The 17,320-nt window shown below is 47.5% G+C and carries 18 protein-coding genes; 10 read left to right on the top strand and 8 right to left on the bottom strand.

Annotated features, from left to right (window positions below; genetic code table 11):
- Nucleotides 1-8 precede the first annotated feature (8 nt).
- The 6 genes from ACRPK8_RS08060 to ACRPK8_RS08085 all read left to right on the top strand — a co-directional run bounded on the left by ACRPK8_RS08060 (nucleotide 9) and on the right by ACRPK8_RS08085 (nucleotide 5,630).
- The gene (locus ACRPK8_RS08060) at nucleotides 9-1,148 is read left to right on the top strand and encodes an amidohydrolase (protein ID WP_432237755.1); all 1,140 of its coding nucleotides are present in this window, start codon (nucleotides 9-11) and stop codon (nucleotides 1,146-1,148) included.
- A gap of 230 nt (nucleotides 1,149-1,378) precedes the next feature.
- Nucleotides 1,379-1,939, top strand: a complete 561-nt coding sequence (locus tag ACRPK8_RS08065; RefSeq protein WP_432237756.1) for a GNAT family N-acetyltransferase — start codon at nucleotides 1,379-1,381, stop codon at nucleotides 1,937-1,939.
- A gap of 143 nt (nucleotides 1,940-2,082) precedes the next feature.
- The gene (locus ACRPK8_RS08070; protein ID WP_432237757.1) at nucleotides 2,083-2,766 is read left to right on the top strand and encodes a response regulator transcription factor; all 684 of its coding nucleotides are present in this window, start codon (nucleotides 2,083-2,085) and stop codon (nucleotides 2,764-2,766) included.
- Entirely contained in the window at nucleotides 2,763-4,157 is a 1,395-nt protein-coding gene (locus tag ACRPK8_RS08075; protein ID WP_432237758.1) for a sensor histidine kinase, read from the top strand. The genes ACRPK8_RS08070 and ACRPK8_RS08075 overlap by 4 nt, the downstream gene beginning before the upstream one ends.
- On the top strand, nucleotides 4,154-4,720 hold the full coding sequence (locus tag ACRPK8_RS08080; protein WP_432237759.1) for a TVP38/TMEM64 family protein: 567 nt from the start codon (nucleotides 4,154-4,156) through the stop codon (nucleotides 4,718-4,720). The genes ACRPK8_RS08075 and ACRPK8_RS08080 overlap by 4 nt, the downstream gene beginning before the upstream one ends.
- A gap of 31 nt (nucleotides 4,721-4,751) precedes the next feature.
- On the top strand, nucleotides 4,752-5,630 hold the full coding sequence (locus ACRPK8_RS08085; protein ID WP_432237760.1) for an aldo/keto reductase: 879 nt from the start codon (nucleotides 4,752-4,754) through the stop codon (nucleotides 5,628-5,630).
- 65 nt (nucleotides 5,631-5,695) lie between these two features.
- Here ACRPK8_RS08085 and rlmD read toward each other — a convergent pair whose 3' ends face one another.
- Complete coding sequence (gene rlmD, locus ACRPK8_RS08090; RefSeq protein ID WP_058265782.1) at nucleotides 5,696-7,081, bottom strand: 23S rRNA (uracil(1939)-C(5))-methyltransferase RlmD; 1,386 nt, start codon at nucleotides 7,079-7,081, stop codon at nucleotides 5,696-5,698.
- Nucleotides 7,082-7,121: 40 nt separating this feature from the next.
- Entirely contained in the window at nucleotides 7,122-7,334 is a 213-nt protein-coding gene (locus ACRPK8_RS08095) for an SE1561 family protein (RefSeq protein WP_023467294.1), read from the bottom strand.
- An 84-nt stretch (nucleotides 7,335-7,418) separates the two neighbouring features.
- On the opposite strand from ACRPK8_RS08095, the gene yfkAB reads away from it, so the two are divergent.
- From yfkAB to ACRPK8_RS08110, 3 genes are all read left to right on the top strand, one after another.
- Complete coding sequence (gene yfkAB / locus ACRPK8_RS08100; RefSeq protein WP_432237761.1) at nucleotides 7,419-8,531, top strand: radical SAM/CxCxxxxC motif protein YfkAB; 1,113 nt, start codon at nucleotides 7,419-7,421, stop codon at nucleotides 8,529-8,531.
- An 86-nt stretch (nucleotides 8,532-8,617) separates the two neighbouring features.
- Nucleotides 8,618-8,800, top strand: a complete 183-nt coding sequence (locus ACRPK8_RS08105) for a hypothetical protein (protein ID WP_029340894.1) — start codon at nucleotides 8,618-8,620, stop codon at nucleotides 8,798-8,800.
- Between the two features lie 68 nt (nucleotides 8,801-8,868).
- On the top strand, nucleotides 8,869-10,023 hold the full coding sequence (locus ACRPK8_RS08110; protein WP_432237762.1) for an MFS transporter: 1,155 nt from the start codon (nucleotides 8,869-8,871) through the stop codon (nucleotides 10,021-10,023).
- 251 nt (nucleotides 10,024-10,274) lie between these two features.
- On the opposite strand, the gene ACRPK8_RS08115 is transcribed toward ACRPK8_RS08110, so the two are convergent.
- Nucleotides 10,275-10,562 carry a hypothetical protein gene (locus ACRPK8_RS08115; protein WP_023467290.1) on the bottom strand — a complete coding sequence of 96 codons (288 nt, stop codon included), beginning with the start codon at nucleotides 10,560-10,562 and terminating at the stop codon, nucleotides 10,275-10,277.
- 163 nt (nucleotides 10,563-10,725) lie between these two features.
- A complete protein-coding gene (locus ACRPK8_RS08120; RefSeq protein WP_432237763.1) occupies nucleotides 10,726-11,655 on the bottom strand; it encodes a DMT family transporter in 930 nt (309 codons plus the stop codon).
- 185 nt (nucleotides 11,656-11,840) lie between these two features.
- On the opposite strand from ACRPK8_RS08120, the gene ACRPK8_RS08125 reads away from it, so the two are divergent.
- Nucleotides 11,841-13,790: a heavy metal translocating P-type ATPase gene (locus ACRPK8_RS08125; protein WP_432237764.1), complete on the top strand. Its 1,950-nt coding sequence runs from the start codon at nucleotides 11,841-11,843 to the stop codon at nucleotides 13,788-13,790.
- A gap of 51 nt (nucleotides 13,791-13,841) precedes the next feature.
- On the opposite strand, the gene ACRPK8_RS08130 is transcribed toward ACRPK8_RS08125, so the two are convergent.
- The 4 genes from ACRPK8_RS08130 to ACRPK8_RS08145 all read right to left on the bottom strand — a co-directional run bounded on the left by ACRPK8_RS08130 (nucleotide 13,842) and on the right by ACRPK8_RS08145 (nucleotide 17,276).
- A complete protein-coding gene (locus ACRPK8_RS08130) occupies nucleotides 13,842-14,750 on the bottom strand; it encodes a YihY/virulence factor BrkB family protein (protein ID WP_432237765.1) in 909 nt (302 codons plus the stop codon).
- 86 nt (nucleotides 14,751-14,836) lie between these two features.
- On the bottom strand, nucleotides 14,837-15,265 hold the full coding sequence (locus ACRPK8_RS08135) for an NUDIX hydrolase (protein ID WP_432237766.1): 429 nt from the start codon (nucleotides 15,263-15,265) through the stop codon (nucleotides 14,837-14,839).
- A gap of 26 nt (nucleotides 15,266-15,291) precedes the next feature.
- Nucleotides 15,292-16,203 carry a PfkB family carbohydrate kinase gene (locus ACRPK8_RS08140; protein WP_432237767.1) on the bottom strand — a complete coding sequence of 304 codons (912 nt, stop codon included), beginning with the start codon at nucleotides 16,201-16,203 and terminating at the stop codon, nucleotides 15,292-15,294.
- A 179-nt stretch (nucleotides 16,204-16,382) separates the two neighbouring features.
- On the bottom strand, nucleotides 16,383-17,276 hold the full coding sequence (locus ACRPK8_RS08145; RefSeq protein WP_432237768.1) for a 1,4-dihydroxy-2-naphthoate polyprenyltransferase: 894 nt from the start codon (nucleotides 17,274-17,276) through the stop codon (nucleotides 16,383-16,385).
- Between the last annotated feature and the right edge of the window lie 44 nt (nucleotides 17,277-17,320).

A 17,320-nucleotide genomic window follows, 5' to 3' on the forward strand; every position in this document is an offset into this window, starting at 1 on the left:
GACGATACTTGGATATCTTAATTCGAAATGCACATATCTATCCGATCACTGCGGATAGCTTTTACGGAGACCTCCGGATTCGCGATGGGAAAATCATCGAAATTGGGGAACTACTGGACCATTTGGAAGGTGACCGAGTCATCGAGGCCGAAGGACATTTTCTCTTACCTGGTTTTATCGATGCCCACACGCATCTCGGATTATATGACGAAGGAACGGGAACCGTCGGAAACGATGCGAATGAGACGATTTTTGCGATGACGCCTCATCTTCGTGCCATTGATGGCGTCTATCCGCTTGATGAAGGCTTTAAAGAAGCTGTTCAGCACGGGATCACAACCGTTCAAGTCATGCCTGGCAGCATGAACATCATCGGTGGCGTCACGAGTGTCATCAAGACACACGGACGGTTCATCGACGATATGATCCTTCGGAAATATGCCGGTCTGAAAGTAGCGCTTGGTGAAAATCCGAAGCGTGTCCACAGTGCCGGTCGTGCCGGTGAACTGACACGGATGGGCATCATGGGGATGCTGCGCGAAGCCTTTCTTGAAGTACGGACGCAGCCGGTTTCTGAAACCTTCGCCCATCAGATGATCAAACGTGTCCTCGATCATAAGATGCCGCTTCGTGTACATGCCCATCGAGCAGATGATATCCTGTCCGCCATTCGTTTCGCGGAAGAGTTCGACCTTGATTTACGCATCGAACATTGCACGGAAGGTCATCTCGTCGCAAAAGAGATGGAACAATTACCGATCGAAAAAGTGACGGTCGGTCCAACCTTCACCCGAAAGTCTAAAATCGAACTGAAGAATAAGACATGGGAAACGTACCGGATTCTTCACGAACATGGTCTTGAAATCTCGATCACGACAGACCATCCCTACACCCCTGTCCAGTACCTGAACCTCTGTGCCGGTCTTGCTGCACGGGAGGGTCTACCGGTCGATATCGCCTTACGTGCGATTACCATTCACCCAGCCCGTTCGCTCGGTGTCGATGATCGTGTCGGATCGATTGAGATTGGAAAAGATGCCGACCTCGTCCTTTGGAGCCACTTCCCACTTGATTATTTAGCGAAGCCGCTTATGACGATGATCGACGGAAAAATCATTTTTGAACACGCTCAACTGAACTTGACTTAATCCGCCCCCCGCCAGGTGTTTTTTGCACCTTTCGGGGGTTTCGAACGCTTACAGAAAACATCTTGTTTTTGTATCTTTTTTCACAAAAATTATTTTCTTGCAATTTTAAAAAAAGAAGGTAATATTATCTTATCCGACAACTGAAGAAGGCATACCATGCGCGGTTCAAACGAGTCAGACAGGTAGCTTTCGACAATCATTCTTGCGGTCCTAAAAGGAGGAATGGAAGTATGCTCAAGCAACGGGAGCTGAGCGACTGCGCTGATTTGTTCGAACTGATGCAGCATCAAGACGTATATCCGTACGTCCGCCAAAAAACACGGTACTTTGATGAATTTCTGTTTACTACAAAGCAGGCAATCGAAGAGGAAGAACGTGGTGAAATCGTATCACGTACCATCCTAGATGAATTTGATCAACCGATTGGTACGATCAGTTTACTCGATATCGAAGGACACTATGGGTTTCTCGGTACATGGTTAGGTAAACCGTATCATGGTAAAGGATACAACCATTTAGCGAAAGAAGCCTTTTTCTCTGAGCTGTTCTTCGAGCTTGGATATGAAAGTGTCTTCATGAAAATTCGTAAAAGCAACATCCGCTCACAAAAAGCAGCTGAAAAATTGCCGTATGCATTCTGCGCCAACGAGTTACGACCAGCGCTACTCGAGCAACTGAATGCCGGCGAAACACAATTTACGCTGTATGAAGTTTCTAAATCCAGTTTCCAGATGTATATCCATGGACGGGCACTCGAAACACTATACGATCATCAACAACTCGAAGCATGAGAGCCTTGCCTCTCGTGCTTTTTTGCGTCCACATATGCGTTTCTAAAGTTCGAAATGGTATGATAAAAGAAAAAACTCATCTTAAAGAAAAAACTCATCTTTATGGAAGATTTTTTCTTCTGCAAGAAATGGAGCGAAGACTAATGCCAGAATCCTTTAACATTCTCGTAGTAGACGACGAAGCACAAATGCGTGACCTTCTCGTCTCGAATCTCGAAAAAGAACACTATTCGACGATGACGGCTTCTAATGGACAAGAAGCCCTCCAACTGATTCAACAAAATACATTCCACCTCGTTCTCCTTGATGTCATGATGCCGGAAATGGATGGTTTGACGGCGTGTATGCGCATCCGTGAATTTTCAAACGTTCCCATCATCATGCTGACGGCACGGTCGGATGAGCTCGATCGGATCCACGGACTGAAAATCGGTGCTGATGACTATATTACGAAACCATTCAGTCCACGCGAGCTGCTTGCCCGGATTGAAGCGACACTTCGTCGTTCCCATCGGTTTACGGTCGATCAATCCGCCACCTTAACGCTTGGCATGCTCGAACTTGATACCGAAAGTCGGAGTGTCCACGTCAACGGCAAACCGGTCAGTCTGACGCGCAAGGAATTTGATTTGCTGCACCTGTTCGCCCAAAACAATGATAAAGTCTTTTCCCGCGAACAGTTGCTCGATCAAATCTGGGGGGCGGACTACATTGGAAACTTACGGACTGTCGATACACATATCAAAACCCTTCGTTTAAAGCTTGGTGAAGCGGGCGGCTCGATTCAAACCGTCTGGGGCATCGGTTATAAATTCGAGGAAGTATGATTAAGCGTTATACGATCCGGCGCCGGATCTGGATCACGATTTGGTTCACGAGCGTTTTTTCTGCCATTTTGTTCGTCCTGCTGACGTTTTATCTCTACGACCGGTTCTATCTTCAGACGCAAGAAGATATCTTATTGAACCGAGGAGAAAAACTGATTAACATCTATGAATCCGAAGGGTTATCCGGTGCTTTTTACGACGGAATGACCTATACGAATGAATTGACGGAATCGAAAGTTTTCTTCATTGATTTTCTGAAGAAAAACCCGGCCGGACTCCGCTTTTTGACGAATGCGGATATCGAACAGCTCCGGAACGGAGAAACCGTCGTATCAAGCCGGACCCATCCGATTGAAGGAACAGACATTTTGATGACCGGATTTCCGATCATTGAAAATAACAGGCTCGTCGGTACGTTGATCCTGTATCTGGAACTTGGTCAAATCAGTGAACCGTTCCGCCCGCTCCGCCTGATGATCTTCTTCATGATCGGACTGATCGTCTTGAATCTTGTCATCTTCGGACGACAAATCATCGATACGATCATTCGTCCGTTGATCGACATGAAGCGCGCCTCGACGGTTTACGCACAAGGTGATTTTGATTACCGGATTCCAATTCAATCGGATGATGAGATTGGTGAACTCGCAGAAACACTGAATAAAATGGCGGAATCGCTCGGTGAGGTCGATGAGCAGCGTAAAGAGTTCCTCGCGAACGTCAGTCATGAATTGCGGACACCTCTCTCCTATATCCGTGGCTACACAGAGATGATGCAGGATGATTCGCTCGAGGAAGAAAAGCGTGCGCAGTATTACCAAATCATTGAGCGGGAAACAGAGCGTCTGCAACGTCTCGTTAATGATCTGCTCGATCTCGCTCAACTCGAACGCGATTCCTATCCGATGTCGAAACAACCACTTGTCTTCAGTCAAGTACTTGAAGATGTCATTTACCGGATGGAACCGATCGCCCAGTCAAAAGGAGTCACGTTCGTGATGAATCTCGATCCGGATCAAATCGTCTTAGGCGATACAGACCGCCTTGAGCAAGTTTTCGGCAATTTACTCGATAACGCTTTACGGTACACACCGCCCGGCAAACAGATCTTCTTATCGACTGAAACGATCGGCGATCGGACGCATTGTCTTATCCGGGACGAAGGAGAAGGCATTCCGGAAGAACATCTCGATCGACTGACGAAACGTTTTTATCGAGTCGATAAATCACGGACGCGGAAAGATGGCGGAACCGGTCTTGGTCTTGCGATCACAAAACACATCATCGATCGTCATGATGGGACGATCCGGTTCGACTCCGTTCTTGGAGAAGGAACGACCGTCCACATCGAATTACCGCTTCTTCCGGATGAAGAGGATGGTTTCGAATGATGGAACAGCATGTCATCCAAACCTTTGAACTCTTCGGACCGTTCGCTCCATTCATTAGTGTCTTGGTCGGTGTCGTCGTCAGTGTGCTTGGTGTCCTACCAAGTACGTTCGTCACCGCTGCGAATCTCGTCTATTTCGGTCTATGGATGGGCACACTACTTTCGTTCATCGGTGAAGTCCTCGGTGCAGGTTGTGCGTTTCTACTTTATCGGAGAGGCCTACGATACGCTCTTCGTCGCCCGCTTCCGGTCCGTTTCGTCCGTCTACAGCAGAAGTTACAGGCGCAAAAAGGACGCAAAGCTTTTCTGACGATTCTCTTGCTGCGGCTGTTACCGTTCGTACCATCTGGGATCGTCAATATCGTTAGTGCGGCTAGTGGTGTTTCCGTCTTGCTTTTCCTGACGGCAAGTACGCTCGGAAAAATTCCGGCTATGTTACTCGAAGTACTCGCCGTCCATCAATTCATGCAATCCTCGACGATGATGCAATGGTCGATTGCAGGCATCGCACTCATTGGTTATCTGATCTACCGGATATATCAAAAACGAACATCATCGATTTAAATTACAGGCTGTCCGAAAGGAAGTATCGTTCATGGAGTTAAGACGTTTTGGAACATCTGATCTACTTGTTTCCCCGCTTGGTTTTGGAGCCGGTCACATCGGCTCTGAACAGATGACGAATCGCGAAGCCATCTATTTACTGGAACAAGCACGGGATCTCGGAATTAATCTAATCGATACAGCACGTGGCTATGGTTTATCGGAGCAACGTGTCGGACAATTCCTAAAGCATCGTCGTCACGACGTCATCCTGTCGACAAAAGTCGGCTATGATGTTCCGGGTGCACAGGACTGGACGTTTGAAGCGGTCCGTGGTGGTATCGATCAAGCCTTACAGACGATGCAAACGGATTATCTCGACATCGTACACTTACATTCTTGCAGTCAAGAAATCCTCGCCCAAGGAGATGTCATCGACGCGCTTGAACAAGCAAAACAAGCAGGGAAAGTTCGCGTCATCGCTTATTCCGGTGACCGGGAAGACTTGATATATGCTATCGAAACGAATCGCTTCGACAGTTTCCAAACATCGTTCAATCTGTTTGATCAACGTGTCGATGAAGTCCTGCCCACCCTTCTAGATCACGGTGTCATCGCCAAGCGTCCGATCGGCAACGCCCCGTGGCGCTTCACGGAGCGTCCGGTCGGACAGTATGTCGAACCTTACTGGGAACGTGCGCAACAACTCGCTTATCCACTCGAGGAATCGAGCTGGCTCGAGACCGCGCTTCGTTTTACAGTTTTCGAACCAGGGATCACGACAGCTATCATTGGTACTTCCCGACCAGAACACCTCGCGTTGAATCAGCAACTGATTGAACGGGGTCCACTCCCGACTGACCGTGTCGCTCAGTTGAAGGAACGTTTTACCGAATGTGACACCACGTTCGATTATGTTTCGCAAACGTAAGTGAGCAGTCACAGAAAAAAAGCCCGTATGTTCACTCGTTCAAGGAGTGCATACGGGCTTGTTACTTAGAACTTTTTCTTTTTCTTCTTTTCGAGCACGACAATCGCTTCGACGTGCGCTGTTTGTGGGAACATATCGTACGGTTGAATGTACGAGACCTTATATCCCGCTTTCATCAAATGATCGCAATCACGCGCAAGCGTCTGCGGGTTACACGAGACATAGATGATTTTTTTCGCCTTAGATGAAATCATGGCGTTCAATAACTGCGTATCGCAACCTGAACGGGGTGGGTCGACGATGAATACGTCCGGAATCCAGCCTTCCTTGACCCAGCGCGGAATCCATGCTTCTGCCTTACCGACAACATAATGGGCATGGTCAAAGCCGTATTGCTTCATGTGCGCATTGGCATCTTCAACTGCTTCTTCAATGATTTCCATACCGCGGACTTCTTTCGCACCCTTAGCAATCCAGAGTCCGATCGAACCGACACCTGCGTATGCATCAACGACACGTTCTTCGCCTGTCAAAGCAGCGGCACGTGCGATCTCCTCATACATCCGTTCTGCTTGTTCCGGATTCAATTGGAAGAAAGCACGCGGTGATAATTGATACGTGAACTCACCCATCTCTTCTTCGATCCGTTCGACACCACGCAACACTTCCGTCTCTTCTCCGAAGACACGTGACGTTAACTTGTCATTGATGTTCAGTGCGACCGAGACGACACCTGGAATATCCATGATATCTCGGGACAGCCCTTCTAGATCACGGAAGCCATCTTTAAAGGCAACGAGCACGACTTGAATTTCGCCTGTTTTGATTCCTGTCCGAACGACGATATGGCGCATGACACCATCTTGTTTTGCCGCATGATAAACCGGTACCTTATAATCGTTGAGTAATTTTGTGACAGCTTGGTTGACGCGAAGCGTATCTTTGTTTTGAACGACACAATCATCGATTGCGACAAGGCGGTTTGAATTCGCCGAATAGAGACCGCTGACGATTTCATTGCCTTGTTTCCCGACAACGAATTGTGACTTGTTGCGGTATTCCCATTCTTTCGAACCGATCGTCGGACGGATATCGGCTTTCTCGACATTTAATTTCGTTGATTTCAAGAAGGCGTTGCGAAGCATCTCTTCCTTATAACGCAATTGCCCATCGTAACTCATATGTTGTAATTGACAGCCGCCACAGACACTATAGACCGGGCAAAGCGGTGTCACACGGTCCGGAGAACGATCGTCACGCTTCAAGATTTTCGCATTCGCATAGTTCGCATGAATTTCCGTGATTTCGATCTGTGCTGTTTCCCCGACGAGTAGTCCTGGAATGAAGACGATTTGTCGCTCGAGCGTCGCAATTCCTTCACCGTTGATTCCCATCCGTAGACACGTGACCGAACGGACCTCACCTGTTTTTAATTTGATTTTTGTTGCCATCGATTTCATCCTTTCCGTTTGTGCAAATGAAAAAGCGGTCTCAATCCACCGCTTTTTTCGTTTCTTCTTGTTCTTTCATATCCTTCGCATATCGAACGACCTTCGCCTTGAGTTGATCCAGTGATACGATCAGTCGTTCCAAATCTTCGATATCTGATGATTCATCCAGTGAATCGATTGTATGACAGAGAAGCTGCATTCTTGATTTTAGCACATTCATTTGACCAAGTTTATCAGTTCTTGCTTTTCCCATTATTCAGACTTCCTTTCTTCCGCTGGATTCCGACGTTATTTTAGCATACGATACGAGGTGGAGCACTAAAAAGGAGGAGTATCTATGCCACATCCATCACCTATCACGATCGCAAACGATCCGTGGGAAGCGTATCGTGACATTGAACAATACGGCACCGTCCGTTTGACGAACATCGAAGTCACGACGACGAAACTGTGTAACATGCGCTGTGAACATTGCGCCGTCGGTTACATGTTATCCAGTAGTGAGTCACCCGAAATCCCAGTCGAGCTACTCATTCAACGCCTGGATGAAATCGAACATCTGCGCGCCTTCTCGATTACCGGCGGCGAACCGATGCTTTCGATGAAATCCGTCAAGGAGTACGTAGTCCCTTTACTTAAGTATGCCCACGAACGTGGTGCTAAAACCCAAATCAACTCAAATTTAACACTTCCGTTATCGCGCTATGAATTGATCATTCCTTATCTAGATGTCTTGCACATCTCACATAACTGGGGAACAGCTGATGACTTCATCGACGGCGGTTTTGCGATGATGGAACGAAAACCGTCACGCGAAGCACGGACGAGACTGTTTGAGACGATGAAAGAGAATGCCCGTATCCTGAATGCTCGGGGTGTCATCGTATCTGCTGAGACGATGATCAATAAACGGACATTGCCACATCTCGAAGCCATTCATAAAGAAATCGTCGATATGGGCTGTGTCCGTCACGAGGTGCATCCAATGTACCCCGCTGACTTTGCGTCGATGATCGAAGCCGCTAGCTTGCCTAAAATCCGTGACGGGATTCATCGTTTACTTGACGTCCGGGATCCGAACGTCTGGATGTTGTTCGGCACCCTTCCCTTCTATGCTTGTTCGATGGAAGAGGCGGATTTAGAACTGCATCGTCGCTTGCGTCAGGAGAAAAACGTCTCGGTCCGAAATGACCCGGACGGTCGTTCCCGTCTTAACGTCAACATTTTTGACGGTGAGATCATCGTAACGGATTTCGGGGACGAACTCGCTTCGCTCGGCACGATTCACGAAACATCCTTCAATGATGCGTATGCCGAGTGGCAAGAAACCGAACTGAATAAAAGTCTGTCGTGTCACTGCCCTGCAGTGCAATGCCTCGGACCGAACGCCCTTGTCAAGAACGCATATTACCCTGAGATTGACTTCACAAAACAGTCGAGTCGGCTTTAAAACTAAAAAAGAGGTTTTGAACAATGCCATCCCGGGAAAAACGACACAAAGTAGACACAATTTGTTTTCTAAAAGGGGTGACCGGGATGGAATGGCTCGTAGGTATTGTCGCAATCATCGGCACGTTCAGTATGGTCCTGTTCGTCATGATGGTTGGTATTCGTACTTCACACAGTATTGAGCATGATGAAGTGTTTGATCAGACGGACTGGGACGAACATCTTTTGCACATGCCTCGTCCGACGCGGTTTGAACAAGAAAATAAATGAAGCACGCCTCGGTTTTCCTTTTCGAAGACCGGGGCGTGTTATGCTAAAAGAAAAAAGAAAGGTCGTCGTTGCTTGTGTCACGTCGTTTTGCTCTCATTTTATCGATCGTCTTCATTTCCGGATTCACACAAGGTCTGTTGATTCCATTGCTGTCCATCTTGCTTGAACGGCAAGGAACACCCGCTTTCATCAACGGTCTCAGCGCCGCTGTTCTTTATATCGGTGTCATCGTCGCCGCTCCCTTAATGGAAGGTCCACTGCGACGACGCGGTTATATCCCTGTCATCTCGTTCGGTCTTGCGCTAGTCGCAGTAGCCGTCTTCCTGTTTCCGTTACTCCCAAGCATACTCGCCTGGATGATACTCCGTTTCCTCGTCGGATTCGGTGATCAGACGTTGCATTATGGATCGCAAGTTTGGGTCACGTCCATTACACCGAACGAACGATTGGGAAGAACGATGTCATTGTACGGTATGGCATTTGGTCTTGGTTTTGCCCTAGGACCTCTTGCTGCACCACTCGTTGATGTCATTGACTGGTTGCCTTTTGTCTTAACCGGGACATTGACGGTCATCGTCCTGATTTTATTATTCCGTATGCCGAACGAAAAACCGTCGTCCGTCATGCCGGAGGAATTACAAAGCGCCGCCTCACGTTACCGACTCGTCTTATCGACTGCATGGTTTACGTTACTTCCCGGCTTTACATACGGTTTTCTCGAAGCCACACTGAATGCCAGTTTTCCCGTTTTTGCGACGCGTAACGGATATGGGTTATCAGAAACAAGTACTTTGATCACGACGTTTGTCGTTAGCTCATTGATCATGCAGTTACCACTCGGACGGCTCGCAGATCACTTCGGAAAACGTCGGACGTTAGTGACGGTACTCTCGATTGGATCCGTTGCTTTTTTCATTGCCTGCTTCGCTTTTGAACGTTACGGCTGGCTGTTCGCGATCTTTGCAATCAGCGGGATGGCACTTGGCTCGACGTACTCGCTCGGTGTCGCCTATATGACGGAACAGTTACCGCGACACCTTCTTCCGACGGGCAACTTGCTTGCAGGGATTGCCTTTAGTCTTGGTTCGATCCTCGGACCGATTGCCGGCAGCTTGTTCGTTCTGCTCCCAGCTATGCTTTATTTCAGTCTATTCGTTCTGGTCCTAGCGACACTTGCATTTCTCTTACGATACGCAAAACGTCACGAATCATCCCGGATCTAAAACAAAGAGGCTGACTCAAAAAAGAATGACACGCCTTTTCACGCCCTTTCCTCAGGCGAGACACAAGCCAGTTTTCCTGCTTCATTTCAGCAGGAAAGCGGGTCTTGTTTGTCTCTGACAGCGCAAATGCGCTTTTCCTGTAGGAGTTGCGTGAAACGCGTCATTCTTTTTGTTACGAAATAAGGGTGGCAGATCATCATTCTGCCACCCTTACCTGTGTGGAAACTGACTTTTGAGTCAGCCCATTTGTTTTATTTCACGATTCCTTCTTGCCGAAAACTCCGCCAGAGCTTATCGTCGATCGCATACGGCTGTTCCTTTGCACGCTTCAGCTCTTCTGTCTCGAGCAAAACGACGACCTCTCGACCGTTGATTGACCACACTGAATCGTACCCTCTCTCCGCCTCGATGATTTCCACATCAACATCTCCATGGGTTTCCTTCAACTGCTGACTGACGCACGTCACGACGAACCGGGCAAACTCATCACGTGGACGACGAGTGGCAATGATCTTTCGAACGATCTCATTCCGTTCCATCCGTTTTCATCTCCTTCCGTTTGATAGTCGCACTAGCCTTTCAGGCAAGGCCGAATCGGTCTTCACTTGACCGTACAGAAAAAAGCCGAACAGGTCGGCTTGAGCAACGAACGATTGGGAGTTACTTTGATTGAAACTATTTTTGCACGATTCTGAATCTTCGTCAACCTCGCTTTTGAAACCAGACAGGTAAGTATGTCGACACTAAAATCCCGCTGACGACAAAAAGTAAACCGAATAATGCCTGCGGTGGAATTGCTTCTCCAAGAATCAGTGCGGATAAGCTGACCCCATAGATCGGTACGAAGAACATGAACAGTGATACCTTACTGACCGGGTTATATTTCATCAGTAAGTTCCAGAGCGTAAATCCAGTCGCTGATAAAAAGGCGAGATATACGAGCATCCAAGCACTTGTCGTTGAGAACGTAAACGGTGCAATGTGACCATCGAGTATGACGCCCGCAATGAAGAGACCGATGGATCCAATGACCATTGCCCATCCTGTCATCGGCGCAACCGGATAACGCGCTGAGTATTCCTTTGCGATCAAATTACCGAATGCTCCGGAAATCATTGCTGCAATCAACAAACCTTCTCCAAGACCAAACGAGACACCTTGTCCACCTTGCGGCCAGTTCGCCAAGATGACACCCGTGAACCCTAAGAATAAGGCGAGTCCCTTGAATCGGTTCAGTCGGTCATCTTCATACCGGAAATGAGCCAACAGCATCTGGAAAAACGACGTTGATCCGGCAATGATTGATCCTTGTACGCCGGTTGATAAAGATAAACCGATATAAAAGAAGACATACTGCAAAAACGTCAAAAAGAAGCCGAGTCGGCTATAGGCATAGGTCCGCTCCTTCAGTGTAATCGTCTGCTTGAAGACAAAGACACTGACTAGAAGTAACAATACACCTGCTAAAAAGAAACGATAGCTCGCAAATAGTAGTTGTTCTCCGTATTCGGAAGATGTGATCTGCAGTAATTCATAACTTTTCTTAATGAAGGGAAACGCACTTCCCCACAAAAAAGTCGTCAGTAACGCAAAGACGACGAGCCCTATCCGATGGGTTAAAATTTTTTGCATCTTTCTGGTTCCTTTCCTGTTCCTTTTCACTGAAGCATGGTATAGTAATTCTACAGATAATAATAATTATAATCTAGAGACAATGAAACTCATTATCAATCAGTTAAATTCATTGATATATCACATTCTCATTCTCTTTCTATAATGATTTCATTTCTCATTTACATTTTGAAAGGAGTTTTAATATGACGACTTCCACTACTACCGATGTTCAACAGCGTTCCGTATTCCGTCATGCTTGGGATGAGCATCACGAATTGATTCTAGCATTGTTTAGCGGAATATTGATTTTAGTTGCTTATGGACTTGAAAAATTCAATGCAACGTCTGCTATATATGTCACATTGTACTTATCTGCCTACGTGATCGGAGGATATGCAAAAGCGAAGGAAGGCTTGACGGAGACGTATCAAGAAAAGACGTTGAATGTTGAACTGCTGATGATTTTAGCAGCGATTGGTGCTGCTGCGATCGGCTACTGGATGGAAGGTGCGATCCTCATCTTCATCTTCGCGTTATCCGGTGCCCTTGAAACGTATACGATGAATAAAAACGAGCGCGCCCTCCAAAGTTTGATGTCTTTACAGCCAGAGGAAGCGACACGTCTGAACGCAAACGGACAACTTGAAGTCGTTGGCATTGAACAATTAGCAATCGGCAACCTCGTCTATGTCCGTCCCGGTGAACGGATTCCGGTCGATGGTGTCATCGTTCGTGGTCAAGCAGCGATCGAAGAAGCATCGATTACCGGCGAATCGATTCCTGTTGAAAAGCAGACCGGCGATACCGTCTATAATTCGACCGTCAACATGAATGGTGTCTTGACGATTGAAATGACGAAAGCTGCTGACGAATCATTGTTCCAAAAGATCATTCACATGGTCCAAAATGCACAAAGCGAGCAGTCTCCATCTGCTCAATTCATCGAACGCTTTGAAAGCCGCTATGTCAAAATCGTATTGCTTGTCGTCGCACTGATGATGGTCCTGCCGCATTACGTCGTCGGCTGGACGTTCGAGACAAGTATTTATCGCGCGATGATTCTACTTGTCGTCGCTTCTCCGTGTGCCCTTGTCGCGTCGATTACACCTGCCGCTTTGTCTGCGATTGCCGCATCTGCGAAAAATGGTGTTCTCTTCAAAGGTGGTGCACACATCGAAACGCTCGGTCAGGTCAATACGATCGTCTTCGATAAAACGGGTACTTTGACGACAGGGAAGCCGGTCGTCACAGAAAGTCGTTACGCAGAAGGCTTGGATGTTCCAGCTGTTCAACAAGCCGTCGCTTCGATTGAAGCACAGTCGAATCACCCGCTCGCCCAAGCGATCGTCGACCACTTAAAAGCAGATGTTCGTGAGCCGTCAACCTTTAAAGATGTAACAGGATACGGAATTGAGGCAACCGTCGATGGTGTCACGTATCGCATCGGTAAACGGGCATTTCACGATGGTTTAGACGATCCATTCGTCGCGATGGAACAATCACTGAAAGAACAAGGTCATACGATCGTTTACGTTAGTAATGGATCGCAAATCGTAGCACTTTATGCGCTACGTGACACGATTCGTCCGGAAGCGAAAACAGCGATTGCCGCCTTAAACGAACTCGGCATCGCAACGATCATGTTGACAGGTGATAACCCTGTCACAGCAGCCGCTATTTCACGGGAAGCAGGATTAACGGATTTCGTTGCTGAGTGCCTACCGGAAGATAAGGTCCGCTATATCAAGCAATACCAAACAGAAGGTCGGACCGTTGCGATGGTCGGTGACGGCATCAATGATGCCCCTGCCCTTGCACTGGCACATGTCGGAATCGCTATGGGTGAAGGAACGGATGCTGCGCTTGAGACCGCTGACGTCGTCTTGATGAAAAACGATTTAGGTCGCCTTGCCTATGCCGTGCATAAAGCCCGGAAGATGAACCGGATCGTCAAACAAAACATCACACTTGCGATCGGTGTCATTCTTCTATTGATCGCATCGAACTTGTCACAGTTCCTGATCATGCCGTTCGCTGTCGTCGGACACGAAGGGTCAACGATTCTAGTCATCTTGAATGGCTTACGTCTTCTGCAACAGGATGCGTTACCAAGTCTTCCACCACGTCCTTCTGAAAAACAATTAGCTGCTTAATCATCAAAAAACGTCTGACTGCCACGTGGCAATCAGACGTTTTTCGTATCTTCATCCGAACGTATTCGTCGGAATCGCATCGAGTTCGGCTTGTTCTTTCAAGCGTTTCTCTTCCATCTTCTTCGGATCCGCTTTTTTCATGAACCGTTCCCATGATGCGTTCAATTCAGAACCAAGTAGGATGATCAATCCTGTGAAATAAAGCCATAATAATAAGATGACGACACTACCGAGCGAACCGTACGTTTGATTGTAATTGGAGAAGTTCGAGACGTAGAAACCAAATCCAACCGATAACAATTGCCAGACGATGACACCAAAAACAGCACCCGGAATCGCTTGTTTAAACGTAATCGGACGTTTTGGTGCGACGCGATAAAAAATCGAAAGAATGCCGATCAACAGAATCGTCGATACGGCGTACCGTAACACCGTCAGTAACACTTTTTGCCCCATATCGATCGGGAGGACGAAATTCGCAAGGTAAGTAATAATCGGACCACCGAGAACGTTCAAGACGATCAGCAGCAACATCCCGATTCCGAGCACGATCGTAAGCAATAAGGCAATCCCGCGGGCTGCGACAAAACCACGGGGCGAGAAGTCACCGTACGCATGATTTGCCGTCGTGATTAAACGATCGACGCCTTTTGAAGCGGACCAAATCGCAAGAATCGCACCAATTGATAATAATCCACCCTGGGGCTCTTTGATGGCTTGGAAAATCGTATCCGTGAATGTGTTGACAGCTCCGCCTGGCGCTAAGTCTCGAATTTGCGCCTCGAGCGTCTGGCGATCGATATCAAAAAAGGATAAGACAGAAATAACGAAAATGATACCTGGGAAAATCGATAGAAACCAGTAATAGGCAAGTGTTCCTGCATAGTCCGTGATGTTGTGATCGGACATTCGCTGCTTCAAGTTCAGAGCGAGCCCTTTTGGATCGCGTGAATGCGCCATCATCATCTCTCCTTCATGAAAAAGAGGCAGTCGAAGACCACCTCATTGTTTTAGTATACTTTTCCCTTTTTGTTTCAACTAAAACCTCAATCGTTCTCAGAAAGGATCAATTCGTAGAACAGGTCTGTCATTTCTGCCAGTTGCTTAGCAAGTGATGGTGGACGAACCGGCAATGCAGGAAGCTCGGATCGCTTGACCCAAACCGGTGTATACCCGGATCCCGCCTCTTCGAACTCCTCACCTGTCCCCGTTCCAAAACGACCACCCGTTATTTTCGCCCAAAAATAAGGGTTATCGAATCCGTTAAAACGGACGATAGCGGCAATACCGGTCAACTCCACGTCGACACCTAATTCTTCATGCGCTTCACGAATCGCTGTCTCTTCTAGCGATTCTCCGTCATCTTTCCCACCGCCCGGAAAGACATAATAGGTCTCGTTCGGTTTATCGCGACGAATCAACGCAATTTCATCCTGTTCGTTTCGTAAAATGATCGCACTTCGTTGAATCGGCATGACGCCACCCCCTTTTACAAATTCATTTACCGAATGGCATCGAGCATTTCTGGAACAAGACCGTTCTCGGTCGAAGCGATGACTTCTGCTGCGACCTTCATACCAAGCTTCAACGCCTCTTCTGCCGGTTTCTCGTGAGTCAATTCCGATAAGACAGCAGAGAAGAAGGAATCGCCCGCTCCTGTCGAATCAACGACTTTGACTTTTTTAGTCCCGACATGTCCAGATGCGGCTGTCCGGCGATCGACATAAACAGCACCCAGTTCACTCATCGTCACGACCGTGAACGGCGCCCCTTTTTTCGCTAGCTCATTCGCCACATGGATCGCATCTTCTACCGTGACGATCGAGAGGTCTGATAGAATCTCCGCTTCTTCTCGGCTACAGATGAATCCTGTGAACCCTTGTAATAAGTGACGATTCCGTTCAATGACGCTCAAATGACCACAAACACCAAACAACGGCAACTCCATTTTGCGGCATAAATGAATCAAGCGTTCTAACACCGTGACGGACAAGTCAAGATCGATCGCAACAGCATCGACCCCATCCAGCGCATAGACTGATTGGCGTAAAATCGCTTCTTCAAGCAACTTCGCGTCGGGTTGTTTTGAAATGGATGTCTGCAAATCACCCTCATTATCCATGACGGCTAGCCACATCCCCATTCCATGATCTTCTAGCATTTCAACATGATCCACATTCGCACCGTAAGATTTCAGTTCATCAAGAACGCCTACACCAATCTGGTCATTCGTAACCGTCGAGATAAAGCGAACTTCATTCCCGAGGACGGCTAGGTTTTGTGCTACGTTGCGTCCTGTTCCTCCATTTGAAAACGTGATATCTCCTACGTTTTTCGCATCCTTGTGCAAGGGCGCGAACGAAGTTCCTTTTATGTCGACGAATACTTTTCCGATTACCGCGATTTTATTCATTCCAGTTCCACCTCTAACCATATTTCCTGATTCCTGATCGTTCGTTTGATCCTTCAGGCACATTGCTTCAATTATAGTAAAATTTTAAATCAGTGACAACCGAAGGACGTTCGATCGGTGATTCCCGATTCGTTGGTTAAATCAAAAGCAGCAAGCGAATCGCCTGCTGCTTTAAATCATCAGATATTCGCAATCACGAGACTAATCGCAAGCAATAATCCGAAAATCGTGTTCACTTTACCGGTCTGTGCCATTCCCGGCATCAATTTTTCCGGAGGTAGGTCTTCCCAGAACAGACGCACCGCTTTGATCATCAGCGGAATACTTAACAACGCGAGCAGCGCAAACCACGAGACTTCGAATGCGAGTACCGCAACGATAAGCGACAGGACAGCGGCTACAAAAAATCCAATTAAGACGTATACAGCACGGCGATGTCCGACGAGACAGGCGATCGTTTTCCGTCCATTGACCTTATCATTATCCAAATCACGAATGTTGTTCGCAAGCAGGATCGAACCGATTAAGATGGCTACCGGTACTGAAATTGCAACGGCTTCCGTCGGGACATAACCGATTTGCAAGTACGCCGAAATCGCGATGATGATGTATCCCATGAAGAAGCCGGCGACGACCTCACCAAATGGTGTATACGCGATCGGTAGCGGACCTCCTGTGTAGATATATCCGATGAACATTGAGATAAGTCCTACGACAAGCAGCCACCAAGATGTCTCGATGCATAGGTATACACCGAGCAACGCGGAAATGCCATACAACGTAAGTGCAAAAGCAAGAATCGTACCCGGTTTGAATCCGTCACGAACGATCGATCCGCCGATGCCGACCGACTCTTCCGTATCTAAACCACGCTTGTAATCATAGTATTCATTGAATAGATTCGTTGCGATTTGAATCAGCATCGAGGCGATCAACATCGCTGCGAACAAATCCAAGCGTATGGAGTCCACGCGTGGTGCGACGACTGCTGTACCGACGACGACCGGAACAAAACTTGCAGTTAACGTATGTGGTCGTGTCATTCGCCAATAGACAGCGATTGATTTATTCATATAATAACCCCTTTCCTGTCTAAGTGTATCGGGTTTCGTTTTTT

It is taken from the genome of Exiguobacterium sp. TDN 0502, from assembly GCF_050846835.1.
Lineage (GTDB): Bacteria > Bacillota > Bacilli > Exiguobacteriales > Exiguobacteriaceae > Exiguobacterium_A.